Annotated in this window: 21 protein-coding genes; 9 read left to right on the top strand and 12 right to left on the bottom strand. The window is 65.3% G+C overall.

Annotated features, from left to right (window positions below; genetic code table 11):
• Positions 1 to 120 precede the first annotated feature (120 nt).
• On the top strand, positions 121 to 1,500 hold the full coding sequence (locus ABNX08_RS10510) for an FAD-containing oxidoreductase (protein ID WP_349607201.1): 1,380 nt from the start codon (positions 121 to 123) through the stop codon (positions 1,498 to 1,500).
• 12 nt (positions 1,501 to 1,512) lie between these two features.
• On the opposite strand, the gene ABNX08_RS10505 is transcribed toward ABNX08_RS10510, so the two are convergent.
• The gene (locus ABNX08_RS10505) at positions 1,513 to 2,145 is read right to left on the bottom strand and encodes a malonic semialdehyde reductase (RefSeq protein ID WP_022535174.1); all 633 of its coding nucleotides are present in this window, start codon (positions 2,143 to 2,145) and stop codon (positions 1,513 to 1,515) included.
• Positions 2,146 to 2,444: 299 nt separating this feature from the next.
• Here ABNX08_RS10505 and ABNX08_RS10500 point away from each other — a divergent pair, with 299 nt between their 5' ends.
• Positions 2,445 to 3,641, top strand: a complete 1,197-nt coding sequence (locus tag ABNX08_RS10500) for a patatin-like phospholipase family protein (protein ID WP_349607202.1) — start codon at positions 2,445 to 2,447, stop codon at positions 3,639 to 3,641.
• Between the two features lie 76 nt (positions 3,642 to 3,717).
• Here ABNX08_RS10500 and ABNX08_RS10495 read toward each other — a convergent pair whose 3' ends face one another.
• From ABNX08_RS10495 to ABNX08_RS10480, 4 genes are all read right to left on the bottom strand, one after another.
• Positions 3,718 to 4,221: a hypothetical protein gene (locus ABNX08_RS10495; RefSeq protein WP_349607203.1), complete on the bottom strand. Its 504-nt coding sequence runs from the start codon at positions 4,219 to 4,221 to the stop codon at positions 3,718 to 3,720.
• Positions 4,222 to 4,432: 211 nt separating this feature from the next.
• Positions 4,433 to 5,284, bottom strand: a complete 852-nt coding sequence (locus tag ABNX08_RS10490; protein ID WP_022535171.1) for a MipA/OmpV family protein — start codon at positions 5,282 to 5,284, stop codon at positions 4,433 to 4,435.
• Positions 5,285 to 5,357: 73 nt separating this feature from the next.
• Positions 5,358 to 5,726, bottom strand: coding sequence for a VOC family protein (locus tag ABNX08_RS10485; protein WP_022535170.1), 369 nt, complete (start codon positions 5,724 to 5,726; stop codon positions 5,358 to 5,360).
• 137 nt (positions 5,727 to 5,863) lie between these two features.
• Positions 5,864 to 6,235 (bottom strand): helix-turn-helix transcriptional regulator, encoded by a 372-nt coding sequence (locus tag ABNX08_RS10480; protein ID WP_022535169.1) that lies wholly within the window; start codon positions 6,233 to 6,235, stop codon positions 5,864 to 5,866.
• Positions 6,236 to 6,313: 78 nt separating this feature from the next.
• On the opposite strand from ABNX08_RS10480, the gene ABNX08_RS10475 reads away from it, so the two are divergent.
• Entirely contained in the window at positions 6,314 to 7,528 is a 1,215-nt protein-coding gene (locus ABNX08_RS10475; RefSeq protein ID WP_022535168.1) for an MFS transporter, read from the top strand.
• Positions 7,529 to 7,591: 63 nt separating this feature from the next.
• Positions 7,592 to 8,512, top strand: coding sequence for a phosphorylase (locus ABNX08_RS10470; protein WP_022535167.1), 921 nt, complete (start codon positions 7,592 to 7,594; stop codon positions 8,510 to 8,512).
• On the opposite strand, the gene ABNX08_RS10465 is transcribed toward ABNX08_RS10470, so the two are convergent.
• The 3 genes from ABNX08_RS10465 to ABNX08_RS10455 all read right to left on the bottom strand — a co-directional run bounded on the left by ABNX08_RS10465 (position 8,490) and on the right by ABNX08_RS10455 (position 10,866).
• Complete coding sequence (locus tag ABNX08_RS10465) at positions 8,490 to 8,810, bottom strand: multidrug efflux SMR transporter (protein WP_349607204.1); 321 nt, start codon at positions 8,808 to 8,810, stop codon at positions 8,490 to 8,492. The genes ABNX08_RS10470 and ABNX08_RS10465 overlap by 23 nt on opposite strands.
• A 70-nt stretch (positions 8,811 to 8,880) precedes the next feature.
• The gene (locus tag ABNX08_RS10460; RefSeq protein WP_022535165.1) at positions 8,881 to 9,333 is read right to left on the bottom strand and encodes a carboxymuconolactone decarboxylase family protein; all 453 of its coding nucleotides are present in this window, start codon (positions 9,331 to 9,333) and stop codon (positions 8,881 to 8,883) included.
• A gap of 111 nt (positions 9,334 to 9,444) precedes the next feature.
• Positions 9,445 to 10,866, bottom strand: coding sequence for a PLP-dependent aminotransferase family protein (locus ABNX08_RS10455; protein WP_349607205.1), 1,422 nt, complete (start codon positions 10,864 to 10,866; stop codon positions 9,445 to 9,447).
• Between the two features lie 182 nt (positions 10,867 to 11,048).
• On the opposite strand from ABNX08_RS10455, the gene ABNX08_RS10450 reads away from it, so the two are divergent.
• A complete protein-coding gene (locus ABNX08_RS10450; protein ID WP_022535163.1) occupies positions 11,049 to 11,510 on the top strand; it encodes a DUF6130 family protein in 462 nt (153 codons plus the stop codon).
• A 126-nt stretch (positions 11,511 to 11,636) separates the two neighbouring features.
• Here the strand turns inward: ABNX08_RS10450 and ABNX08_RS10445 are convergent, their stop codons facing one another.
• Positions 11,637 to 12,137 (bottom strand): helix-turn-helix domain-containing protein, encoded by a 501-nt coding sequence (locus ABNX08_RS10445; protein WP_022535162.1) that lies wholly within the window; start codon positions 12,135 to 12,137, stop codon positions 11,637 to 11,639.
• Positions 12,138 to 12,246: 109 nt separating this feature from the next.
• Here ABNX08_RS10445 and ABNX08_RS10440 point away from each other — a divergent pair, with 109 nt between their 5' ends.
• A complete protein-coding gene (locus ABNX08_RS10440; RefSeq protein WP_349607206.1) occupies positions 12,247 to 13,413 on the top strand; it encodes an MFS transporter in 1,167 nt (388 codons plus the stop codon).
• Between the two features lie 433 nt (positions 13,414 to 13,846).
• On the opposite strand, the gene ABNX08_RS10435 is transcribed toward ABNX08_RS10440, so the two are convergent.
• Positions 13,847 to 15,220: a tetratricopeptide repeat protein gene (locus ABNX08_RS10435; protein ID WP_022535158.1), complete on the bottom strand. Its 1,374-nt coding sequence runs from the start codon at positions 15,218 to 15,220 to the stop codon at positions 13,847 to 13,849.
• Between the two features lie 258 nt (positions 15,221 to 15,478).
• Between ABNX08_RS10435 and ABNX08_RS10430 the strand changes: the two genes are divergently transcribed.
• Together ABNX08_RS10430 and ABNX08_RS10425 are read left to right on the top strand one after the other, a co-directional pair.
• Positions 15,479 to 19,369, top strand: a complete 3,891-nt coding sequence (locus ABNX08_RS10430; RefSeq protein WP_349607207.1) for a BTAD domain-containing putative transcriptional regulator — start codon at positions 15,479 to 15,481, stop codon at positions 19,367 to 19,369.
• Between the two features lie 213 nt (positions 19,370 to 19,582).
• Positions 19,583 to 20,035 carry a PA2169 family four-helix-bundle protein gene (locus ABNX08_RS10425; protein WP_022535156.1) on the top strand — a complete coding sequence of 151 codons (453 nt, stop codon included), beginning with the start codon at positions 19,583 to 19,585 and terminating at the stop codon, positions 20,033 to 20,035.
• Positions 20,036 to 20,045: 10 nt separating this feature from the next.
• Here the strand turns inward: ABNX08_RS10425 and ABNX08_RS10420 are convergent, their stop codons facing one another.
• Complete coding sequence (locus tag ABNX08_RS10420) at positions 20,046 to 22,034, bottom strand: thioredoxin domain-containing protein (protein ID WP_349607208.1); 1,989 nt, start codon at positions 22,032 to 22,034, stop codon at positions 20,046 to 20,048.
• Between the two features lie 82 nt (positions 22,035 to 22,116).
• Complete coding sequence (locus ABNX08_RS10415; RefSeq protein WP_022535154.1) at positions 22,117 to 22,410, bottom strand: hypothetical protein; 294 nt, start codon at positions 22,408 to 22,410, stop codon at positions 22,117 to 22,119.
• Between the two features lie 350 nt (positions 22,411 to 22,760).
• Between ABNX08_RS10415 and ABNX08_RS10410 the strand changes: the two genes are divergently transcribed.
• Positions 22,761 to 23,063 carry a hypothetical protein gene (locus tag ABNX08_RS10410; protein WP_022535153.1) on the top strand — a complete coding sequence of 101 codons (303 nt, stop codon included), beginning with the start codon at positions 22,761 to 22,763 and terminating at the stop codon, positions 23,061 to 23,063.
• Positions 23,064 to 23,109 lie beyond the last annotated feature (46 nt).

Genomic DNA, 23,109 nt, shown 5'->3' with positions numbered 1-23,109 from the left:
ATCGGTTGGAATCTCCGAGGGGGGTGCATGAACCCTTGACGCCCCCTCATTGCTCATTTCACCTAAAGTTGTTTGTGGCTTTGCTGCAGCGACCACGGTACAAGGGCAAGGAGAATCGTGATGGCTCAAGGATTCGACGCGATCATCATCGGCACCGGACAAGCCGGCCCCGCACTCGCCGCGCGGCTGGCTGGCGCGGGCATGAAAGTGGCTGTCATCGAGCGCGCGCGTTTTGGCGGCACTTGCGTGAACACTGGCTGCATTCCCACCAAAACCCTGATCGCGAGCGCGTATGCAGCCCAGCTGGCGCGACGGGCCGCCGAGTACGGCGTGGTGATCGGCGGGCCGGTCGCCGTCGACATGAAGCAAGTAAAGGCACGCAAGGACGAAATCTCCGGCCATTCCAGCAGCGGTGTGGAACAGTGGATGCGCGGCCTGGGGAACGGCACGGTCTACCACGGTCACGCCCGCTTCGAGAGCGCGCACAGTGTTCGGGTCGACGGCGAGCTGCTGGAGGCCGACCAGATTTTCGTGAACGTCGGCGGCCGGGCCCTGGTCCCGCCCATGCCCGGGCTGGATCAGGTACGGTACTTCACCAACTCGAGCATGATGGAGGTGGATTTCCTGCCGGACCACCTGATCGTCATTGGCGGCAGCTACATTGGCCTCGAGTTTGGCCAGATGTACCGGCGTTTTGGGGCCAGGGTGACCGTCGTCGAAAAAGGCCCGCGCCTGGTCCAGCGCGAAGACGAGGATGTGTCGCAAGCAGTGCGGGAGATCCTGGAAGGCGAGGGGGTCGAAATCCGGCTCGATGCCAACTGCCTGAGCGCACGCAGGGAAGGCGATCACATTGCCGTCGGGCTGGATTGTGCGAGCGGGGCGCGCGACGTCCACGGCTCGCACCTGCTGCTGGCGGTTGGGCGCGTGCCCAACACGGAGGACCTGGGCCTCGACAAGGCCGGGATCGAGACCGACGAACGCGGCTATATCAAGGTGGACGAACAGTTGCGCACCAACGTCCCCGGTATCTGGGCGCTTGGCGATTGCAACGGCCGCGGTGCGTTCACGCATACGTCGTACAACGACTATGAGATCGTCGCTGCCAATCTCCTCGACAATGACCCCCGCAAGGTGACGGACCGCATCGCAGCCTATGCCATGTTCATCGACCCTCCGCTCGGCCGCATCGGCATGACCGAAGCAGAAGCCCGGCAATCCGGACGCAAGCTGCTGGTCGGCACTCGCCCCATGAGCCGCGTCGGGCGCGCAGTGGAGAAGGGCGAGAGCCAGGGCTTCATGAAGATGGTGGTCGACGCGGATACCCGGATGATCCTGGGTGCCGCGATCCTTGGCGTGACCGGCGACGAGGTGATTCACTCACTGCTCGACATCATGTATGCCAAGGCACCCTATACCACCATCAGCCGCGCGATGCACATCCATCCCACGGTGTCCGAGCTGGTGCCGACGCTGCTGCAGGAGTTGCGGCTACAGGCCTGAGTACTACCTCCTTCAGAGCAGCTTGCACGCTTCGTCGAATTCCAGGCGGGGGCCGCGCGGAAACAGCTTGGCAGGGTCGCCATAGCCCAGATTGCACAGGAAGTTCGATTTCACGTGGCTGTCCGGGAAATGTTCGAGCTGGAAGGCATTGTCCTTCGGGTCCGCGGGAAAGAATTCGTGATCGACCTTGGCATTGTCGAAGCCGGACATCGGCCCGCAGTCGAGCCCCACCGAGCGGGCGGCAATGATGAAGTACGCGCCCTGCAGGGAACTGTTTCGCCTCGCGGTAGCCAGCGCGAGCTCCGGGGTATCGGCGAACCAGGAGCGTGCGTCCGCATGCGGAAACAGCTTGGGCAGGAGTTCGTAGAACTTGATGTCATAGGCAATGATGGCGGTGACCGGTGCGGCCATGGTCTTCTCCGCATTGCCTGGCGCCAGCGCGGGCAACAGGCGCTGTTTGGCCTCGGGGGTACGCAGGAACAGAATGCGCGCGGGAGAGCAGTTGGCGCTGGTCGGCCCCCATTTCATCAAGTCATAGAGCTGCCGCAGGGTCTCGTCGCTCACGGGCTGGTTCAGCCACGCGCTGTGTGTGCGTGCCTCGCGAAACAGCAGATCGATGCCTTCCTCACTCAAGCGCTTGCTCATCGTCATCTCCTTGAAACGGGATTGGACCGCGCGGCTACCCGGCCGGGTCGATGCCGCTTCTGTCTAGCATAGGCAGCCCAGTGCACCGCCGCGCTGTCGGATTCTGCATCTACCCGCAAGGCTTGCCCCCGCCATCGGCATGTGCCGGCGCGCGGGCAGGGGCTCAGGTATCCGAAAGGCCACTCAGGCGCCGGCCCAAACGCACTGCGGTCGGCCGAAGCGGCAATTGCCGACCCTGATACGTGGGGCGATACTAGCGAACAGTCAGCGTCCCTGTGCCACGACAAGAAGGGGGAACAATGGGCGAGAAGAAAAAAGCACCACGCTCCGCGCCCGTGCAAGCTGAAGCGCCGCGCACAGAGCTACCGGGCCAGGTCGTGCTGGTTCTGCAAGGTGGCGGTGCGCTTGGTGCCTACCAGGTGGGCGTCTACCAGGCCTTGCATGAGGCGGGGCTCGAGCCGGCGTGGGTGATCGGCACCTCGATCGGGGCGATCAACGGGGCCATCATCGCGGGCAATCCACCAGAGCGGCGGCTCTCCCGGCTCAAGCAGTTCTGGGATGGCGTCGCCTATCGCGGCGCCGCCGACGGGAGCGGCAGCTTTCGCCCATTCGAGGACTGGATGCGGGTGCTGGCGGTCACAACCCGGGGCATTCCCTCGTTCTTCACCCCAAGCCCCGATGTCTGGTGGGGGGGCGTACAGGCCACTGTCGGCCTCGCCAAGGCGGCGTTCTACTCGACTTCGCCGCTGCGCGCGACCCTGGCGAAACTGGTCGACTTCGACTACCTGAACACCAGGCACGCACGGCTGACGGTCGGCACGGTCAGTGTCCGCAGCGGCCGCATGCGTTACTTCACCAACCGTGACGCGCCGCTGAACGTCGATCACGTGATGGCTTCCGCAGCGTTCCCACCTGGCTTCCCCCCGGTACAGGTCGAAGGCGAGCCATACTGGGACGGCGGCATCTATTCGAACACTCCGCTCGAAGCGATTCTCGATGACCGCCCGCGCCTCAGCTCGCTGATCTTCGCGGTGCAGCTTTGGCCCACCAGCGGTCCGGAGCCCAACTCCATCTGGGAGGTGATGAGCCGGCTGCGGGACATCCAGTATTCCAGCCGGGCGGAATCCCATCTGGAGCGGCAGCGGCAGATCCACCGCCTGCGGCATGTGATCCGCGAACTGGGCAAGCATATTCCGGAAGGCGAACGCGGGCAGGCCGCCGTGCAGGAACTGCTAGGTTGGGGGTGTGGGACGACCATGCACGTGGTCGAGCTCGATGCGCCGCATCTCGACGGCTACGACATGCACCGCGATATCGACTTCTCCACGTGTGGGATCCAGCGCCGCTGGAGGGCCGGGTACAAGGACACGCGCTATGCACTGGAGCGTGCCCCCTGGCGCGAGCCACTGGATCCGATAGAGGGGATTGCCGTGCATCGGATCAGCGCGGAGATGCCGGATGCATCGCAGCCTTCCCATTCAGGGGTCGCGAAATAGCCGGGCCGGTTCGGCCTTCGCGTGCATCCCCCCGGCTTCAACACAACCGTAAAGCCGGGGCTTGGCGAGCGCGGGTTCAGGCCAAGGCGCCGTCGGTGTAGACGTCGAACCTGCGTGCGGGATCGGCCGATACGCCGCTGCGGTCCATGCCGGCCAAGGCACCGTCGGTGTAGACGTCGAACTTGCGCGCGGGATCGGCCGATACGCCGCTGCGGTCCATGCCGGCCAAGGCGCCATCGGTGTAGACGTCGAATTTCCGCGAAGGCTCCGCGGACACGCCACGCCGATCCATACCGGCGAGAGCCCCGTCAGTGTAGACGTCGAACTTGCGCGCGGGATCGGCCGATACACCGCTGCGGTCCAGGCCCGACAGGGAGCGCTCGTCGCCGGCGGGTGCAATGGCGTGGCCACCTTCGCTGAAAGCATCGAAGCGGCTGGCGCGTGCGCCGTCGCTGTACACGTCGCGCATGTCCATACGGATGGTGTTGTCGCGTGGTGTGGCAGCTTGGGCAATGCTGGCGACGCATGCGGCTGCAATGGTGGCGATGGCGAAAACCGTGTTAGCGAACTGGCGAGTCATGGTGGTACTCCGATTTGCGGTGAGGAAGGAGGAACGCAGCGGGCGTCCTTTCTCCTATACGCAGAAGCTGTGCCACTGGATGCTGACGGCAAAGGTGCCGTTGCAGACCCGTCATGAGCCAAAATTCGTTCGATGGACGGAGTAGATGTTGGGCGAATACAAACTCGCGGCGTATGCGCCACCAGCAAAAACCAACACTCTTGGATCTGCGCTATTCCCGGCTCGGCACGCGCGTCGCCGATTCGCCAAAGACCCAGCTCAGCGCCAGTCCCGCAGCGAGCGCGTCGTTGCGCCGGACCAGCGGGCTGCTCTCGAATGTCGCACCGTCCAGCCGGTCGTAGCGGACGAAGGCGCCAAACCAGATATGGCGGAAGCGCTTGGACAGCGAAGCCAGCGCCATGCTGCCCGAGTATCCGCCATGCGCCTCGTAGGCCGGGCGTGCCGCGGTCGCGAATTGCTCTTCGACGGAGTAGAAGTACCGGTTGTAATGCGCGGTCGAAAAGATCGGCCCCGCCGTGAGCCCCAGATTCCAGCCGGCGAAGCCGCCCACGTTGGCGACGTCCAGGTTCAGGTTCGGCGAGAAGATCCAGCCGATCGCCTTTGGCGACGATTCCACAGTCACGGCCAGCCGTACCGGCAGCCGCAGATCGAGGCGGGCGCGGTCGGCAGCGGAATGCCACAGCGTGATTGCCAGCGAAGGGCCGATTTCCACCGCGGTCTTCAGGTCGGGCATGCCGCTGCGGACCTGGTCGTTCCGGCTCTTCACGGGTAGCGAGATGCCGAGGCTCACGTTGAGTTCGACCCGGTCGCTATCGAACAGCTTGCCGCGTACGCCATTGCGGTCCGCGCGGAAATGTTCGCCCCGGTAGATAAAGTAGGGCACCGGGAACAGGAGGTTGGCGCGTTCGTCCGATCCGCGATAGTGCGGCAACGTGATGCCCCCGACGCCAAGGCCGGCTTCCCATAACGGCCGCTCGATGTCATCGAAATCCTGCGCCGCCCCCGTCGTCGTGAACGCCGCGGCCGCGACCGCCAAGGCACCGCAGCGCTTGCGGAACCTCATATCGCCTCGGGGGCGGAATGTCGAAGCCCGTGGCGGTCGTCGCGCCGCCTCTTGCCCTCGATGCGCATGCGTCTTATCCCTTCGTGAAGATCTCGAAAAAATGCTTGCTCGGGTCCTCGAAATAGATTCTGCGGCCGCCATCGTCCGTGCTGACCTCGCCGGGGCGGCGGCGATACGGGTCCGCCCAATACATCAGCTTGCGTGCGCGGATTCGGGCGAAGCTTTGCTCGAATTCGGCGTCGCTGATCAGGAAGGCGTAGTGCTGCAGGGCAACATCGCCTTCCGCGTCCATGAAATCCAGGGTGACGTCGTTGTCCAGCCGTACGGCAAGAAACGGCCCGAACGGCACGGCCGCGGGGCGTCCGAGGATCTCGCAGAGGAAGTCGGCGGACACCTTCTTGTCATGAGAAAAGACGATGGTGTGGTTGAGCTGGATGGCCATGCCGCAGTCTCCGGGTGGATGTGTGCAAGGACCGGCGTGTGACCCGGCCGGGAAAGGCCAACCGGCCGGCGCGCTGGGGCTCACACGCCACCCTCGCAGGGTACATGGATTTCGGCGCGCCGGATTCCTTGTTGTCGCTACGCGCGCTTGGCGCTTCGTTCCGGCGGCTGCCAGTTTTCCACCAAGTCCAGCAAGCCAGGGAAACGCGCTTCCAGATCCTCGCGGCGCAGCCGGCTGCGCCGTTCCAGGCCATATTGCCGCTGGCGGATCACCCCGGCTTCGCGCAAGGCTTTGAAATGGTGGGTCAGAGACGATTTTGGCCGGTCGAAACCGAACCATCCGCAGGGGTGGTCGTAGGCATCCGACTCCCGCATCAGTTTGTACACGATGGTGAGGCGCAGAGGATCGGCCAGTGCGCCCAGGATAACTTCCAGCCGCAGGTCTTCAACGGCGGGTTCCTCGAGCGGTGGCGGGAGATTGGCTGGCGTGCCGGTGGCGGTGGTTCTCATGGTGCACTCACTATAGCACCTGTACGAGATTTCTCGAACTGCTCTATAGTTCGACAAATCTCGTACAGGAGTGTCGTCATGTCCGTTACCTCTACTGCCAGCGTCGCCAACCCCGCCATTGCCTCCCCACCGGCACGCATGTGGACGGCCGCCTGGCTGGTCACTGCCGTGTTCATGCTGTCGAACTCGACCACACCGCTCTACGTGCATTGGCAGGAGCAGCTGGGCTTTTCCTCTGGCATGCTGACCGTCATCTTTGCGCTCTACATCGCCGGATTACTGGGGACGCTGCTGGTAGCGGGGCAGTTATCAGACCATTACGGGCGCAAGCCGGTAATGATTCCCGGCCTGGTCGCCGCGCTGGTTGCCTGCGGACTGTTCGCCAGCGCCACCTCGATCGGCATGCTCGCCGTGGGCCGGCTGCTGGCCGGCGTGGCCGTGGGCGTGATCGTTTCAGCCGGCATGGCGGCGGTGGTCGATGCCGGCGGCGCCGAGCACAAGCGCCGGGCGGCGCTGCTGGCCTCCATCGCGATGGTGCTCGGTGCCGGCCTGGGGCCGCTGTTGGCGGGTGGATTGGCCCAGGCGCTGGCGCAACCGGTGCTGCCCATCTTTGCAGTCGAGGCGCTGGTGCTGGTCAGTGCGCTGATCGCAGCCCTGCGCCTGCCCGGACGGAGCACACGGGCGGCTCGCTCCCTTAGTCTGCAACTCCCGCACGTGCCCGTCGGCAACCGGCGCCAGGTCTGGTACGGCATCGCCACCTTCGGCCCGGGCATCACCGCAACCTCGTTCGTGCTGGCACTCGGGCCGTCGCTCCTGGCACGGCTGCTCGAAGTGCGCAGTCCTTTGCTGGCAGGCGGCATGGCCTGCGCGATGTTTTTCACTGCTGTCGGCGTGCAGCTTGCCGTACGGCAATGGCCGGTGGCGCGAATCTTTGCCGGCAGCGCGTCGGCCACAGTGCTGGCGATGGCTAGCCTGGCGCTGGCCATCCACGCCTCGCTGGTGCCAGCGCTGATCGCCGCAGCGTTGCTCGCCGGGGCCGGCCAGGGGCTCGGCCAACTGGGAGGCCTGACCCTGATCGGCCTGCACATGCCTGACAGCCATCGCGCGCAGTCCAATGCAGTGCTCAACATCGGCGGCTATATCCCGGCGGGTCTGCTGCCCGTGGCGACGGGGTACCTGATCGACGCCGTGGGGCTGGCATCGGGCGCGATGCTGTTTGCACTGGTGCTGGCCGTCGCCGCACTGGCCGGAGGTGCCTGGGCAGTGCGCCGGGCCGGGCAGGGGAGTGCCTGATTCCAGGCGTGTGAGTTTGTTGTCTGTTGCAAGCCTATGCTGGAGTGGGAGCCCTAGCGGACCATGCACCATCCACACCTTCAGCCCGGCACGCTGTGGCCGGCCATCGTGCGACAGACGGCACACGCCCTGCAGAGCGGGGCGTTGTGCCCGATCGAAACCGTCCAGACGGCGATCGAGGACGGCGGCGTGCGGTTTCTCGTCCGCCAGGTGTCGAGCCTGGCTCACAAGGACAAGGCACGCAGGGCGGGCAGTGCCGGGGGCAATCCATTCCTGCCCTATGACCCCGAACTGTTTGTCGCGGATATCTCCGATACCCATGTGGCCTTGCTCAACAAGTTCAATGTCATCGAGCATCACCTGCTCATCGTCACCCGCCGCTTCGAACTGCAGGAATCATTGCTGACCGTGGCGGACTTTGCCGCGCTGCTGGTTTGCATGGCGGAGTTCGGAAGCCTGGGCTTCTACAACAGTGGGGCAGCCGCGGGAGCGAGCCAGGTCCACAAGCACTTGCAGATCGTGCCGCTGCCGTTCGCCGAGGGTGGCCCGGCGCTGCCGATTGGCCCCTTGCTGGAGTCGGCGCGGAGCGCCGGCATCCTCGGCGCCGTCCCCGGCCTGGGATTTGCGCATGCGTTCGCGCCGCTGGATCTGTTTGCGGCGCCCGTGCACGAGATGGCATGCACGGCGTGCGAGCGCTACCGCGCACTGCTCGATGCGGTTGGCGTGAAGGCGGTCGATGTCGATGGCGGACTGCGCCAGTCGGCACCTTACAACCTGCTGGTCATGTCCACAGGGCTGCTGCTGGTGCCGAGATCCACGGAATGCGTTGAAGGCATCTCGGTCAATGGCCTGGCGTTCGCCGGCTCGTTGTTTGTCCGGGATGAGGCGCAGATGCGGGCCATTGAGGGCCTTGGACCGATGAATTTCCTCCGGCGCGCTGCAGCAGCGCCGAAGAATGGTCTCAGTTTGCTGAGACCAGCTTGAGCCCAATAACGCCAGCCAGGATGAAGACAATGCAGAGGATCCTCATCAGCGAGCCAGAGTCCCCCAGGAAGGCTATTCCCACAATCGCCGTACCAGCTGCCCCAATGCCGGTCCAGACCGCGTAGCCGGTCCCTACTGGCAGGGTGCGAAGCGAGATGGAAAGCAGAATGACGCTGGCCAGGCCAGTAGCGACAGTGAGCACAGTAGGTATCAGTTGTGTAAAGCCGAACGACGACTTCATAAAGAACGCGAATGCGATTTCGAGAACGCCGGCCAAGCTGAGTAATGTCCATGCCATGAGTGACAGATCCATTCAACCATGAGTTCGAAAAAGCGAGCGCTATGAGAGGCGCCCGCTTCCTGGCTTATCAGGCCTTGATGGCGGCCGGCCTCGATCGGAACGCAACGCCGAAGCGATTGAATGCGTTCATCAGGCCAATGGCATAGGTCAGGTCGGCGAGTTCCTTGTCGCTGAACTCGGCTGCCGCGGCCTGGTAGTCTGCATCGGGAATGCCCGTGTCGGCCACGCGAGTCACGGATTCCGCCCAACGCAGCGCGACCCGTTCGCGAGCACTGAAGACTTCGCCGGCGTCGCGCCATACGGGCACAAGAACGAGCTTTTCCACCGCAAGGCCGGATTTGAGCAGGTCGCGCGAGTGCATATCGATGCAGAATGCGCAGCCGTTGATCTGCGAGACCCGCAGATACACGAGATCGACCAGTTCCTTTTGCAGGTCGTTCTTCTGAAGCGTGACATACACGCCGCCGAAAGCCTTGTACCCCTCGGGAGATGCCTTGGTGTAGTCGATGCGATGGGCCATGATGTGTCCTTGAAGTGGTTGATGAAGGACTTCATCTTGGTGTACCTTGGCCTATCCGGGAAGGTCCAAGATCCATGCTCCTCACTAGGCCATGAATACTCGGCGGACCGGTCATATCAGGGCCAGGATACGCTTTGCCAGGCCTTCCGCGGTCTTCCGGGAATCGATGTTGGTGAAGTTGAGAAGCAAGGCCGATGCGTCGTCACGACCTATCGTCCAATCCGTCAATGCTTCCGCATACAGTCCCGCTTCCCGCATGCGCGCAACGAGCCGGCGGTCTGACAGCTTGCCTTGCAGCCGCAAGATCAGGTGCATGCCACCGGGCTGTGAATCGATTCGCATATGTTCGCCAAGAACGCTCCCCAGGCCTGCGGCGGTGGCGTCCCGACGCTCGGCATAAAGCTTCCGCATCTTTTGGATATGTCGAGCGAAATGGCCTTCCGCGATAAAGGCTGTGACGATCGCCTGGGTAAGCGCGGGACTTCCGCCTGTCAAGGCCTGGCTGATCTGTTCGAACCGTTCGACCAGCGCTTCCGGCACGACCAGATAGGCAAGCCGGATGCCAGGAAAAAGCACTTTGCTGAATGTGCCCGCGTAGAGTACCCGGCCCTCGCGATCCAGGCTCTTCAACGCAGGAAGCGGGCGGCTGACATAGCGGTATTCGCCATCGTAGTCGTCCTCGATAATCCATGCCTTGCTTCGCTCGGCCCAGTCCAGCAGTGCCCAGCGCCGGGGAAGAGACAATGACACGCACAGCGGGCTCTGGTGGGCCGGCGTGACTACCGCGGCATGTGCTCGTGGTGCCAACTTGATTCCATCCGCGACGACCATGCCATCCTGGTCCACTGGCACCGGGACCGCTTTGATATGCATATGTCCCAGTAGCTCCCGCGTGGGTGGGTATCCGGGGTTCTCCAGCCAGACGCGATCTCCAGCCTTCAAGAGCGCATGCGCAATCAACTCCATGGTGTGACGATATCCCGAGGTCACGAAAATCTGAGCCGGCGAGCAACTGATGCCACGCGAAACCTGCAGATAGGCTGCGATTTGGGAACGCAGTTGCGGCACGCCGTACACGGGGGGATGAACCATATCCGATGGTTGCATCGCGCGCGCGCAGCGCGCGCCCAGGCGGGCCCAGACCTTGCGGGGAAATGCGTCCAGCGCAGGCAATCCCATCTGGAACGGCAAGATCGAATCTGGACGAAAGCTCGTTGAACCGGCCCGGCTGTCGGGCGGGCGGCGCGGGCCTGCAATCGGCACGCGCGGCTTGAGATCGGGCGCCACGATGGTGCCTGCCTGGCCGCGGGCTTGAATGTATCCCTCGGCAGCCAGCAAGGAATAGGCCGCGTCGATAGTCCCCCTGGCCAATCCCAACTCCTTGGTCAGGGCTCTTGCAGAAGGAATTCGGTCGCCCGGCTTCAATACGCCGTTGGCAATGGCGTCGCGAAACCGATCGTAGATCTGTCGGTAGCGTGGGGTGGCCGCCGTCGGGTCCAATCGCGAGATGGGGCTGGGCTTCGCTGTGGTCATGGACTAGTCAGCTGCGAGCATCGTTATGAATTCGATATCGGTGGATACGGACGCGACTGCCCTGATCGGCAAGCGGCATAGCCAAAGTCCGCGTTTGGTCTCTAGCTACTACTCTGTACCTACAAGCGAAGTGTCAGCGGCCTTGCGCCCCTTGGCCAGCCTCGCCGCGAAAGGAAAAAACCATGCGATCCCTCTTCAGGCACTTGTCGGTCGCCGCTGCCGGCGCTGCTTTCTGCGTTGCTGCCTTCGCGCAGAACGCCCCGGATACCGGCCGTCCCCCGGCGATCCTGCCGCTCGAATCGGAACCGGCGCCGAAACTCATTGCATATCCGCCGCTGGCTGCGCCGCTGGCTCGCGGCGTCGTTATCATTCAGTTCCGGACAGAGAACTTCCGCGTCATGCCGGTATTCGGCAAGACCGCTGTCGAAGTGTCGCCGCGTATCGGGCACCTCCATGTGACGGTTGACGACTGGCACGGAACCTGGGCACACACCAGCGAAGATCCGATCATCCTGGTTGGATTGACGCCTGGCGCGCACAAGCTTCGGCTCGAGCTTGCCGATCCCAATCACAAGATTCTTGCCAGCGAGACAGTTTCCGTCACCGTCCCAGACCTGAAGACGTCAAAACCCCACCAGCATTGAGGCCTGTGCGTTCTCATCCGGGAGACGCGGCATAGGCCTGCGGCAAGATGTTCACGGCCACGGCAGCAATGTCCGCACCGATGCCTGTGGCGGCTCCGTCAAGGAGCCGGCCGTCAGCGGGAGAGGTTACTCCTCGCCCAGGATCGCGCGATTCCGAGTGCCAACTGATTGCACCGTAGCCGCTGTCGCGCCAGGTCCAGGTTCCAGTCGAATGTCGCGGAAGGTGAGCAGCTTGCCTCGATCCCCACGAGGGCCAACGGGATCAATGGGTTTTCCGGACTGATGCTCAACCAGGCGAATGGGCGCGTCGTGCTCGCACCACTGATCGCCCCACTGCAGTAGCGCCACCAGCACAGGGTACAGCGCCTCGCCCTTCGGGGTCAGCCGGTACTCCTGGCGCCGTTCGGCGTCCTCCAGGGGCACCTTTTCCAGCACGCCGTGCTCGATCAGTGTGTTCAAACGAGCCGTCAGCACGTTCCTCGCAATGCCCAACCGACGCTGAAAGTCGTCAAAGCGCGTGGTGCCCAGGGTGCATTCGCGAACGATCAGCAGGCTCCACCACTCGCCTACCTGCTCGAGTGCGCGGGCGATGGAACAGTTCATTCCGTCAAAGGATTTACGGTACATGGCCGCATTCTATTCACATAAGTTGCGTCACGCAACTTGACATGCTATCTTGCGCCGAATAGTTTCGTCACGCAACTTTTGCCCGCATGGGCCAAGAAGGAAATTCACCGTGGATCGACGTCTCATCGTATTGGCCGGCGGCATGTTCGCCATAGGCACGGACAGCTTCGTCGTCGCCGGCATCCTGCCGCAGGTGGCTGGTTCGCTCGACGTATCGGTGGCACTTGCCGGACAGATGGTGACGCTCTATGCGCTAAGTTATGCGTTGCTGTCACCCGTCCTTGCTGCGGCAGCGGCGCATTGGCCGCGCAAACGACTACTTCTTGCGGGCCTGGCCGTGTTTGTCCTTGGCAACGTGATAACAGCACTCGCGCAGAGCATTGGGCTCGTGCTCGCGAGCCGTCTGTTGGCTGGCCTGGGTGCCGCGATGTACAGTCCCACGGCGACCGCCGCCGGGGCGTCGCTGGTGCCTTCCGAGCAGCGCGGTCGTGCGCTGGCGATCATCATTGCCGGCCTGTCCAGCGCTACGGCGCTGGGTGCACCCTTTGGCACCTACCTCGGCGGTTGGCTCGACTGGCGAGCCACGATGTGGTTCGTCGCTGGCGTAGGCGCGGTCGCCGGCGTTGGCGTCTGGCGGCTGCTTCCAGACATTGCTTCGCCCCCGGCCCTCAGCCTGGCGCGCCGCCTGGCGCCGCTCGCTGACGCCCGCATCCTGTTGACACTGCTGACCACCTGGCTCGCGTACTCGGGGCTTTTCGTGGTCTACACGTATGTCGGAGTGAGCTTTGAGCGCGCAACCGGCGGCGACTCGCAAGTCCTGGCCGGGATGCTGCTGCTGTGGGGTGTTGCCGCCACTGTCGGCAATCTCGCGGCGGGCCGGCTGACAGACCGATTCGGCAGCCGGCGCATCATTAATACCGCAATTGCGATCGCAGCGATTGACTTCGCCCTGATGCCGTGGACATCCGCATCGCTTGCAACAGCGATCCCGGCGATCATCGTCTGGGACCTGTGCGGCTGGGGGCTACTGGTACCGCAACAGCATCGGCTGATCAGCCTGTCGCCGGCTGCGTCACCCCTGTTGCTGGGGCTGAACTCTGCTGCGGTCTACATCGGAGTCTCGATGTCCGGCGTCATCGGAGCCGCAGCGCTCACCTGGCTGGACCGACATGCGCTTGGCCTCGTCGGGGCCGCACTCATCGCCGCCTCCCTGCTAGCCGCCGAATGGGCACAGCAACGGATCGCACCTCGCGGCCATGTCGCGCATGCATCGTAGCCGACGGCTTCCGCGTTCATCTACTACATGATGCTCTCTGTTGGATCGCTGCGTTGATGCAGGCGATCCAGGTCGCCCGCGCCGGCGCAGCCAAAAATGCGCCCAGCTAGGGAGCGGGCGCCGGACGGGCGCGAGTGTCGCGCACGGAGGTCGGGGCAGGGTACACGTCGTCACCGGGCGCGATGGGCACGCGGGGCGGCGCAGGCGTTGCCGAGGTATCCCGCGGGGGCGCCTCGCATCCCGCCATGGCCGCGGCCAGCAGGGCGATGACGGTGCACTCGGCCAACACGCAGCGCAAGGCGCGGCCAGGCCGAGGGAGGAGGGTGCAGTGCATGGGAGCCGCTTTGAGAGTCATGCCTCAAAGCTTAGGTGATTCAGGGCGCCACACCGTACAACGCCCTGTATCTGCCATGGGTACCCCGCTACTTGCCGCTCACGCCACCTTCACCGCGGCCGCATCCCCCGGGCCGTCCGTCGCTTCGCGCTGGAGCGCTGAGGCGCGCTGCGCCAGCTTGCTGAGGCTGGGGTTAATCGGCTTGAGCTCCATGCGCTCGGCCGCCAGCGCGCAGGCCAGGTTGGCGCGTTGGCCTCGCAACGCCGCCTCGATCAGCGTCAGGTTGATGAGATCGCGCTGGGCGTGGCTGCCGCCGAACCGATGCGCGATCTGGCGCACCGGCAGCAGCAACCCGATGGCGTGGTCGTAGTCTCGCCGCGAGAAGGAGACCAGGGCCTCGGTCACCGGCAGGCCGACCTCGCGGGTCATCATGGCGTTTGTGTCGCTGCCTCCTGCCGCTGCGCGCATGCTGGCAAGCAGGCCGGACAGGGCGCTGTCGCGCCCCGCGCAGAGATAGGACATGGCAGCATGGGTGTCGTTGAAGGCGTAGTAGCCTTCGGCGCCGCGCGCCTGCCAGGTGCCGGCCAGTTCATTCCAGCGCTCGCCCACGTCGATGCCGCGCAGGTGCAGGCGCCACAGCATGGCGCAGGCATCGATCAGCTCCAGCGCCACCGACGAGTGGTTCTCGCGGATGTGCGCGTCGTAGATGTCCAGCACCTGCCTGGTATGGCCGAGTTCGAGATGGAACAGCGCCAGGTGCCACCAGTTGTGCACGGCCATCATATTGTCCTGGGACCAGTCGGCAGCGCGCCCGCTCAGCCAGTCGATGCCTTCGTCCTGGCGGCCCTGCATTTCCATCACATGGGCGACTGCATGAATCGCCCAGGGATCGCGCGGGTTCAGTTCCAGTGCAAAGCGTCCGCGTTCCTCCGCTTGCTCGTACAAGTGCGTTTCCTCCAGGCCGAACGCATGCATGCCAAGGACATAGCCGAAGCCGGGTACGCGCGTATTCCAGTGGGGCAGCACCTGGGCGATGCGGTCGCGCAGCAGGGTGGACTGCCCGAGCAGGAAGTCCCCGATATGGGCGATCTGCAGCGCCAGGCTGTCGCGCGGATAGTCGACCACGATGTCACCGTATAGCTGGATCGAGCGTGCGAAGTGGCCATCCAGCCAGACGCGTGCCGCCGCGATATGCCGGCGCTCGCGCTCGTTGGCGCTGGCGCACAGCGCTTCGCCTGCCTCGACGCTCTGCCTGAGCATCGGCTCCACGGTGCCGTCGCCAGCTGTGATCATCATCCCCGCGCGCATGGCATGGCCCATCACGAAGCCCGGATCTTCGGCCAGGGCATGGTCGATCACCGTAAGCGGGTCGCCATAGTACCCATGCAGCAATTCCAGGGCGGCTTCGAAGCGCTCCAGCGAGTTGGTGTTGGTGCTCGAGACCGAAACACCCCGCGAGTCAGTATGTGTCATGACGCAATCCTTCCAGTGTGACTGAGGCAGCGCTTGCCTCGATGGCGGCCCCCTGTTCGCCTGCTTTGACAGATGCCACGCGGGCCGGGGTTGTCGTCATGCTAGGTAGCCGGCGTGAACGGGCGCGGCAATCCAGCGTGAAAGAAGCGTGAAAATTGCGGCAGGCCAGGAAGTACCGGCTTCGTATCTTTGTGCTGCCGAGGCGCGCACGGGCCCGTGCCGTCGCCTATAAATGATGGGCTTTCAGGTTTCCCTATCATGGCCCGCGCCCGTCTTGACCTGTTCGGCGGCTTCCAGCTGAGTTCTGCAGACGGAATGCCGATTTCGCTTTCTGCCCGCAAGGCGCGCGCCGTGCTGGCCTATCTCGCGCTGGCGCAAGGGCGTGCCCAGCCGCGCGACAAGCTGGCCGCACTGTGCTGGGCCGAAAGCAATACCGAACAGGCGCGCAGCAGCCTGCGCCAGGCACTCAGCGCGGCGCGGCGCGCACTGGAAGAAGCTGGCCAGCACGTGGTGCTGGCGGAAGCCGACTGCGTGACGCTCGGCGAAATCGAGGTCGACGTGTGCGAGTTCGAGCAGTGTGCCCGTGAAGCCACGCCCGCGTCGCTGGAGCGCGCCGCGGCGCTGTACCGGGGTGACTTGCTAGAGGGCTTTCATGCCGCCGCGCCGGCGTTCGACCACTGGCTGGCGATCGAACGCGAGCGCCTGCGCGGCGTGGCGTTGGCGGCCATGGCCAGGTCGCTGGCGCACCACGAGCAGGCTGGCGAGACGGAGCGGGCCATCGCCACTGCCACCCGGCTTCTTGCCCTCGATCCGTTGCAGGAAAGCGTGCACCGGACGCTGATCCGGCTGTATGAACGCCAGGGCCGGCAGGCGCTGGCGCTCAAGCAGTACCGCTTGTGTCGGGCGGCGTTGCAACGCGAACTCGGGGTATCGCCTGAGCCCGAGACCGAGGCGCTGTACCAGGCAATGCTGCGGGCCCGCCGCGAGCCGGTGGCTGGCATGCCGGCCGCTGACGACGGTGCCGTGGTGCCACCTGCCTCGGCCGCAATGGCTTCCGAGCCGCAGCTGCGCCACGCAGTGGTCCTGGTAGCCAGCCTGGACGATAGCAGCGCTGGCCTGGAACCCGAGCCATTGCACGAGGCCCTTGCCCGTTGGCGCCAGCAGGCCAGGGCATTGGCCAGCGCCTGCGGCGGCCATATCACCGATGAAATCGGCACCCGGCTGACCATCGTGTTTGGCGTTCCGGTGGCGCATGGGAATGACGCCGAGCGCGCCCTGCACACCGCCGGGGCGCTGCATGCCGGTCTGGCGCGGCTGGCGCAATCCGCCAACGCCAGGCTGCTGGCGCGCGTAGGCCTGGCCAGCGGCCAGGTGCTGGCGGCCCGCGGCGACAGCGGCATGACGCTGACCGGCGGGCCGGTTGGCGTGGCCTTGCAGGCGATGGAGCGCGTCGAGCCTGGCGCAACCATGGTGTCTAACCGGGTCTACCAGGCGCTGCCCGGACGCCTCGAAGCCGACTGCGTGGCACAGGCCGTGCTCCCCGGCGTGGCCGAGCCGATTCCGCTCTGGCGCGTGCGGCGCTTCCTCGGCGTGGAACAGGCACCGGCGCAGCACGCCTTTGTCGGGCGGCAAGCGGAGCTGGCCCAGCTCGCCGGCGTTGCCGACAGCTGCCTGCGGTCCGGCCATGGCCGGGTCGTGCTGATCCGCGGCGAGGCGGGCATCGGCAAGAGCCGGCTCGCCGACCGCTTCGTCGCGCTGGCGCGCGAGCATGGCCTGGAGGCACACCGGGCGCTTGTGCTCGACTTCGGCGCCGGCAGCGGCGGCGATCCCTTGCGCATGCTCGCGCGCAGTCTGCTTGGCGCCGCGCCTCGTGCGGAGGCGGATGGCTGCGGCGCCGAAGAAGCGACAGGCGCGGCAATCGAGCAAGCGCTCGCAGCCCTGCAACTCGGCGAAGACGACCTTGTGTTCGCTCGCGACATGTTAGAGCTGCCCCAGTCCGCGGAGCAGGCCGCCGCACTGGCCGCGATGGACGCCGCCAGCCGGCAACGCGGCGCACAGCGATTGATGGCGACGCTGGCCACCCGCCGCAGTGCCGCGCGGGCGCAGCTGATCGTGGTTGAGGACGTCCACTGGGCCGAGCGCACGGTGCTCGATTGCCTGGCGCAGCTGGCGGCGGCAACCCGCAGCCACGCGCTGATCCTGGTGCTGACCGTACGCCCGGAGCACGACCCGCTCGATGCGGCCTGGCGGGCGACCAGCCAGGGCGCGTCGCTGACCACCATCGACCTCGGGCCGCTCGACGATACCGAGGCGCACGAACTGGCAGCCTGCCATCGGCAGGTCGATCCTGCCGTGGCCGCTTCCTGTATTCGCCGGGCCGAGGGGAATCCACTGTTTCTCGACCAGTTGCTGCGCGGCGCGGAGGCGGGCGCGGACGAGTTGCCCGGGACGCTGCAGAGCATCGTGCTGGCGCGGCTGGACCGGTTCGGTGCCGCCGACCGGCAGGCGCTGCAGGCCGCTGCCGTACTGGGCCAGCGCTTTGGCCCGGCCGCGCTGCGGCATTTGATCGAGGATCCCGCGTACGCTTGCGAGCGCCTGGTGCAGGAGGCCATGGCCCGGCCGGAAGGCGAAGACTACTTGTTCATGCACGCGCTGATCCATGAGGCGGTGTACGCCTCGCTGCTCAAGTCGCGGCGACAGAATCTGCACCGGCGCGCGGCCGCCTGGTACGACGGGCGGGACCCGGCGCTGGTGGCCGAGCACCTGGATGCCGCAGGCGATCCACGTGCGCCTGCGGCCTATGCATCCGCGGCGCGCCATGAGGCAGCACACTTCCGCGGCGAGCGCGCGCTGCGCCTGGTCGAGCGTGCGCAGCGCCTGGATAGCGACGACACCTGCAGGCACACGCTTGCCTGCCTGCACGGCGAGCTGGCACTTGACCTGGGCCTGCCGACGGAATCCCTGCAGGCCTTTCGGCAAGCGCAATTACTGGCGACCGATGCGGCACAGCGGGCACGGGTGTGGCTCGGCACGGCGGCCGCCTTGCGCCTGCTCGACCGCTATGACGAAGCCCTGGCGGCGCTGCGCGAGGCGGAGCAGGCTGCCGCTGCCCTTGGCCAGCCCGAGCGGCTGGCCGAGATCGAATCGCTGCGCGGCAATCTCTATTTCCCGATGGGCGACATGGACGCGTGTCTCGCCGCCCACCAGCGCGCCCTCGGCCATGCTAGGGCGGCCGGTTCGGTGCTGGGCGAGGCGCGAGCTCTCGGTGGCCTCGGTGACGCGTACTACCAGCAGGGCCGCATGCTGACCGCGCATGCGCATTTTGTCCGCTGCGTCGAGCTGGCGCGGGTGCACGGCTTCATCCGCATCGAATGTGCCAACCTGTCGATGGTGGGCGCGGTGGAACTGTTCCGCAACCAGCTTGCGGCCGCGCAGGCCAGTTGCGACGAAGGGCTGCGCCTGGCGCGGCGCATCAACGATGCGCGCAGCGAAATGCTGGCCTACGACGTGTTGACATCGACCGCGCAGCTCGCCGGCGACTGGCTGCGTGCCGAAGCGCACGCGCGGCTGGCACTGGCGCTGACGCGCCGGTTGGGGGCCCGGCGCTTCGAGGCTGAAGTGCTGGCGCGGCTTGGCCTGGCCATCGGCGCGCTCGGCCAGGTGCAGGAGGCAGAGTCCCTGTTCGACGAGGCGCTGCAGCTGAGCCACGCCAGCGGCGTGCGGTATTCAGGGCCAACCGTGCTGGCATTCCTTGCGCGCACCACGCGCGATCCGGACAAGCAGCTCGATGCCCTGCGCCAGGGCGAGGCCATTCTGGCCCAGGGCTGCGTGAGCCATTGCCACGTCGACCTGCTCGAAGCTGCAATCGAAGTTTCACTGGCCGCGCGCCGGTGGCAGGAAGCCGAACGCTACCTGGCGGCGCTACAGGACTACATGCAGCATGAGCCGTTTCCCTGGGGAGACTTCCTGATCCGCAGGGGCCGCGCCCTGATCTGCGCCGGACGGGAAGAGGGGGGCGGGAGCACGCCCGCGCTTTGCGCCCGGTTGCGGCTGCTCAGGGACGAGGCACAGGCGGCCGGTCTGAATGAGTCACTGGGTGCCATTGCTGCGGCACTGGAGCGGTTGGAAGCGGCATCGCGCATCGAATAAGGCGCATCAGGCCCTTCCTGATCGAAATTCCTGCTCCCGCAGCTAACGCCTGTAGCGAGCCGGACACCTTCCCGCCAGGGTTCGGGCATCTCCTATCATGGAGTCACGCCTTGCCTGTGAACGCTGTGAACGAGCAGGCAGCTGGGGCCCGGCGCGAACCGGCCGATTCATGTTGACGGCGTCTCCGACGCCTGTACATGTTGGGAGAATTCCATGGGCGACAACCAGCAACAAACTGTCCTGGCGCTGAACCAGCTGATCGAGGCTGGCAAGGACAGCGAACTGGCCTGCATGAGCGGTGCCAGTGAAGTGCGCGATGCGCAGCTCCGCGACATTCTGACCAGTACCGCGGATTCCTACCGGGCGTCGGTAAGGGAACTGCAGTCGCTGGTCAGTGCAATGGGCGGCCAGCCGGCTGACCGGGGTAGCATGAATGGCACGCTGTTCCGCGGTTGGATGGCGTTCCGCCACATGCTGCAGCCAAACAATGACGACGCCGTGCTGGGGATGTGCGAGCACGAGGAAGATGCTGCCAGGCGTGAGTATCAGTCCGTCATGATGAAGCCGCTGCCACCAGAGGCCAGCGCAGCGCTTCAGCGCCAGTATGATGCGTTGAAGCAGCATCATGAGCGGATTCATGCCATGCGCGGCATGCAGATTCACTAAGGGCGCACAGTCACCCCACGCAGCGTTCAAGGAGCGCCTGGCCACTGGTTACCGGTGCGGTACAGGTGCGATGTCGGCACACGTAGGCTGCCGGCCGGCCGTCGACCGGGAGCCGCCCCTGGCCGACGGGAACGTCTTCGGCGAATGCCAGGACCCGTGCCGGAAGGTAGGTGCGGTGAACGCTTTCCACCAATGGGGCGGCAGCCGCCTTATCGCCGGCAAGAATGATCCCGAACGCGCCGCGCTGCACGAAGTCCCAGGCGGCCAGGAGGTGCACGAAGCCGGCCGGGGCCGCGGTGGCGGCAGGCCGGTAGCGCTGCAATTCGTGCTCGGCGAGGTCACGATAGCGATCCTGGCCGGTGAGTTCGTGCAGGCGCAGGAAGGCGAACACGCTGGCTGAAATGCCCGACGGCGATGCGCCGTCATACGGCGCGCGAGGCCTGTGCACCAGTTGCTCGCCATCGTGGGGCGTGAAATACAGCCCGTCGTCCCAGAATTTATCGATGATCAGCGCCACGAGTTCGGCTGCGCGATCCAGGTATCGCCTGTCGAAGCAGGATTCGTAGAGGTCGATCAGGGCGTTGGCCAGGAAGGCATAGTCTTCCAGGAACCCTGGCACCTTGACTGTGCCGTCCTTCCAGCACCGGTACACGCCGCCGTCTGGCATGGTGAGCTTGTCCTGGATGAAGCTGGCGGCCCGCCTCGCGGCGACGAGGTGCGCGGGGTTGCCCGTCGCCTGGTAAGCCGCGCAGAGCCCCTGGATCATGAGACCGTTCCAGCCGGTGAGAATGTTGTCGTCGCGGCTGGGGCGCACGCGCCGGGCGCGTGCTGCCAGCAGCCGCTCGCGCCAGCCTTCGAGCCGCGCCTCCTCCAGCGGGGTCAGCGTGACCGCACGGTGGAGCACCGATCTGCCGGATTCAAAGTTCCCGCCGTCGGTCACGCCGTAGGCACGACACGCCAGGGCCCCTTCGGATTCGCCCAGGACTGCCTTCACCTCGGCCGCTGTCCAGACATAAAAGCGGCCTTCCTCGCCTTCACTGTCGGCATCTTCGCCAGCATAGAAGCTGCCGTCGGGGTGCGTCATGTCCCGCAGGATGTACGCGATAGCTCCCGCGAATACACGGCGCCAGGCTTGCTTTCCGGTCAGGCGATAGGCGTTGGCGTAGAGCGTGACTAGCTGGCCGTTGTCGTAAAGCATCTTTTCGAAGTGGGGCACGGCCCAGCGTTCGTCGACACTGTAGCGGGCGAACCCACCGCCAATCTGATCATGGATGCCGCCGGCCGCCATGCCGTCGAGCGTGCGCTCCAGTGCTCCAAGCAGTGCGGGTTCACCAGTCCGTTGATAGATGCGCAGCACGAGGTCGTAGGCGCTTGCGTTGGGAAACTTGGGCGCTCCGCCCAACCCGCCATGCGTCGGATCCGTATTGCGCGCGAGGGCGAGGGCGGTCTGCGCGGGCAGGTCCTCGACATCCGCGGCTTCACGGCTCAGGGCCGCGTCTTCGAGCTGCCGGAACCCCTGCCGAAACTGCTCGATGGTGTCGCGCAGTTCCTGGCGCCGATGCGTCCAGGCTTCGCTCAGGCTCAGCAGCACACGCTCGAAACCAGGGCGGCCGTAGCGGTCATCCGGAGGAAAGTAGGTGCCGCCGTAGAAAGGCTCTCCTTGCGGCGTCAGGAACACCGTGAGTGGCCAGCCGCCGCCTTGTCCCATCATCTGGGGGACCTTCTGGTAAATGTCGTCGAGGTCGGGACGCTCCTGCCGGTCAACCTTGATGCTGACAAAGCGCTCGTTCATCAGGCCGGCGATCCGGGGATTCTCGAAGGATTCGTGCGCCATGACATGACACCAATGGCATGTGGCGTAGCCGACCGAAAGCAGAACCGGCTTGTCGTCGTCGCGCGCGCGGCGAAACGCCTCTTCGCACCAGGGATGCCAGTCGACCGGATTCTCCGCGTGTTGCCGGAGGTAAGGGGAGGTTTCTGTGGCGAGCCGGTTGGTCATCGTGATCTCCAGCCTGGGCCGGTGGGACAACTGTGGCGGCGCAGAACAAGACGCCCGGCAAGTGCGTCGCTGGTTTCCAGCATCAGGCCACTCCAGCCCCATTCGCCCAATACTGGTACCGCCAGGAAAAGCCATCGCGCGGTGGCATGGTGCCGGCGGGCGCCCCACCGCCACGATAGGCAAAGGTGTACAGCACCAGCGCCGTGCGCCGCGAAGAGTATCGGTCCCGCAGGGGCATGGCCTCCCTTGCAGGCCACCAGCGCGGTGCAAGCAGTGTGCCGCTGACATAGGCCAGGCCGCAGTGCCCCCAACCTGCGGCCGAGAGCTGCCACAGCCAGCGGTAGCGGGCGTTGGAGGGGCGTGAGCGAGCGCGCATGCAACTCCTTGTTTCCATTCGGATCAGGTACGGCGCTGGTCCGATCCGTCCACTTTTGCGTTCCCGGACGGCTTGCCGAACAGAGACAACGATCGGTTAAGGTGACTGTGGCAAAAAAAACCGCCCGGGACAATTCAAGTTACAGTCCGGTCGGCAGGTCACCAGCGGGACGCCCGATCCCTGGGCCGCCCTTCATCAAAGCTGCGCCCCGTGCCGCTCACGATCTGATTGATCGCTTCAGTGTTGCTCCAGGCGAGTACCGCCTGCACTACCATTGGAATGAGCAGATGCGGCGGCTGCCCGCAATAATGACTTTCACGCCACGATCTTCCGAGCGATGGGAGAAAGAAATGGCAACCTACGAGTTCAAGGACAAGGATCTCCAGTTCCTTGCCCAGGGGGCTGACTCCTGTTTTCCGTCCCCTGACACTGCTTTCGTTGAGTGCGCAGACAGCCATCCGGCGTTCCTGGTGACATGGCCGGAGAGCGGATCGACGACGATGAGTCTCAAGGTGCAGATTCGGGCAAGCCAGTACGCCGGTTTCCTGACGGATCCGTTCAGGGGCCGCGAAGTCCTGCGCAAGGCAGTCGAAGACCGCCTTGCGATGATCCACACCGTGAAAAGTGGGCTTCTGGTTGCCCCCGACATCTAGGGGTTTTGTCGTCCGCTTGCGCCCGCGACGGGTGCAGTCTTGAATA

Source organism: Cupriavidus sp. DF5525 (assembly GCF_040149425.2).
Classification (GTDB): Bacteria; Pseudomonadota; Gammaproteobacteria; order Burkholderiales; family Burkholderiaceae; genus Cupriavidus; species Cupriavidus pickettii_A.
This window is presented reverse-complemented; position numbering and strand designations above follow the sequence as displayed.

What these genes read in the sequence shown, in the direction of transcription:
- ABNX08_RS10510 (WP_349607201.1), top strand. Translation starts at nt 121, where the DNA reads ATGGCTCAAGGATTCGACGCGATCATCATCGGCACCGGACAAGCCGGC.
- ABNX08_RS10505 (WP_022535174.1), bottom strand. Translation starts at nt 2,145, where the DNA reads ATGAGCAAGCGCTTGAGTGAGGAAGGCATCGATCTGCTGTTTCGCGAG.
- ABNX08_RS10500 (WP_349607202.1), top strand. Translation starts at nt 2,445, where the DNA reads ATGGGCGAGAAGAAAAAAGCACCACGCTCCGCGCCCGTGCAAGCTGAA.
- ABNX08_RS10495 (WP_349607203.1), bottom strand. Translation starts at nt 4,221, where the DNA reads ATGACTCGCCAGTTCGCTAACACGGTTTTCGCCATCGCCACCATTGCA.
- ABNX08_RS10490 (WP_022535171.1), bottom strand. Translation starts at nt 5,284, where the DNA reads ATGAGGTTCCGCAAGCGCTGCGGTGCCTTGGCGGTCGCGGCCGCGGCG.
- ABNX08_RS10485 (WP_022535170.1), bottom strand. Translation starts at nt 5,726, where the DNA reads ATGGCCATCCAGCTCAACCACACCATCGTCTTTTCTCATGACAAGAAG.
- ABNX08_RS10480 (WP_022535169.1), bottom strand. Translation starts at nt 6,235, where the DNA reads ATGAGAACCACCGCCACCGGCACGCCAGCCAATCTCCCGCCACCGCTC.
- ABNX08_RS10475 (WP_022535168.1), top strand. Translation starts at nt 6,314, where the DNA reads ATGTCCGTTACCTCTACTGCCAGCGTCGCCAACCCCGCCATTGCCTCC.
- ABNX08_RS10470 (WP_022535167.1), top strand. Translation starts at nt 7,592, where the DNA reads ATGCACCATCCACACCTTCAGCCCGGCACGCTGTGGCCGGCCATCGTG.
- ABNX08_RS10465 (WP_349607204.1), bottom strand. Translation starts at nt 8,810, where the DNA reads ATGGCATGGACATTACTCAGCTTGGCCGGCGTTCTCGAAATCGCATTC.
- ABNX08_RS10460 (WP_022535165.1), bottom strand. Translation starts at nt 9,333, where the DNA reads ATGGCCCATCGCATCGACTACACCAAGGCATCTCCCGAGGGGTACAAG.
- ABNX08_RS10455 (WP_349607205.1), bottom strand. Translation starts at nt 10,866, where the DNA reads ATGACCACAGCGAAGCCCAGCCCCATCTCGCGATTGGACCCGACGGCG.
- ABNX08_RS10450 (WP_022535163.1), top strand. Translation starts at nt 11,049, where the DNA reads ATGCGATCCCTCTTCAGGCACTTGTCGGTCGCCGCTGCCGGCGCTGCT.
- ABNX08_RS10445 (WP_022535162.1), bottom strand. Translation starts at nt 12,137, where the DNA reads ATGTACCGTAAATCCTTTGACGGAATGAACTGTTCCATCGCCCGCGCA.
- ABNX08_RS10435 (WP_022535158.1), bottom strand. Translation starts at nt 15,220, where the DNA reads ATGACACATACTGACTCGCGGGGTGTTTCGGTCTCGAGCACCAACACC.
- ABNX08_RS10430 (WP_349607207.1), top strand. Translation starts at nt 15,479, where the DNA reads ATGGCCCGCGCCCGTCTTGACCTGTTCGGCGGCTTCCAGCTGAGTTCT.
- ABNX08_RS10425 (WP_022535156.1), top strand. Translation starts at nt 19,583, where the DNA reads ATGGGCGACAACCAGCAACAAACTGTCCTGGCGCTGAACCAGCTGATC.
- ABNX08_RS10420 (WP_349607208.1), bottom strand. Translation starts at nt 22,034, where the DNA reads ATGACCAACCGGCTCGCCACAGAAACCTCCCCTTACCTCCGGCAACAC.
- ABNX08_RS10415 (WP_022535154.1), bottom strand. Translation starts at nt 22,410, where the DNA reads ATGCGCGCTCGCTCACGCCCCTCCAACGCCCGCTACCGCTGGCTGTGG.
- ABNX08_RS10410 (WP_022535153.1), top strand. Translation starts at nt 22,761, where the DNA reads ATGGCAACCTACGAGTTCAAGGACAAGGATCTCCAGTTCCTTGCCCAG.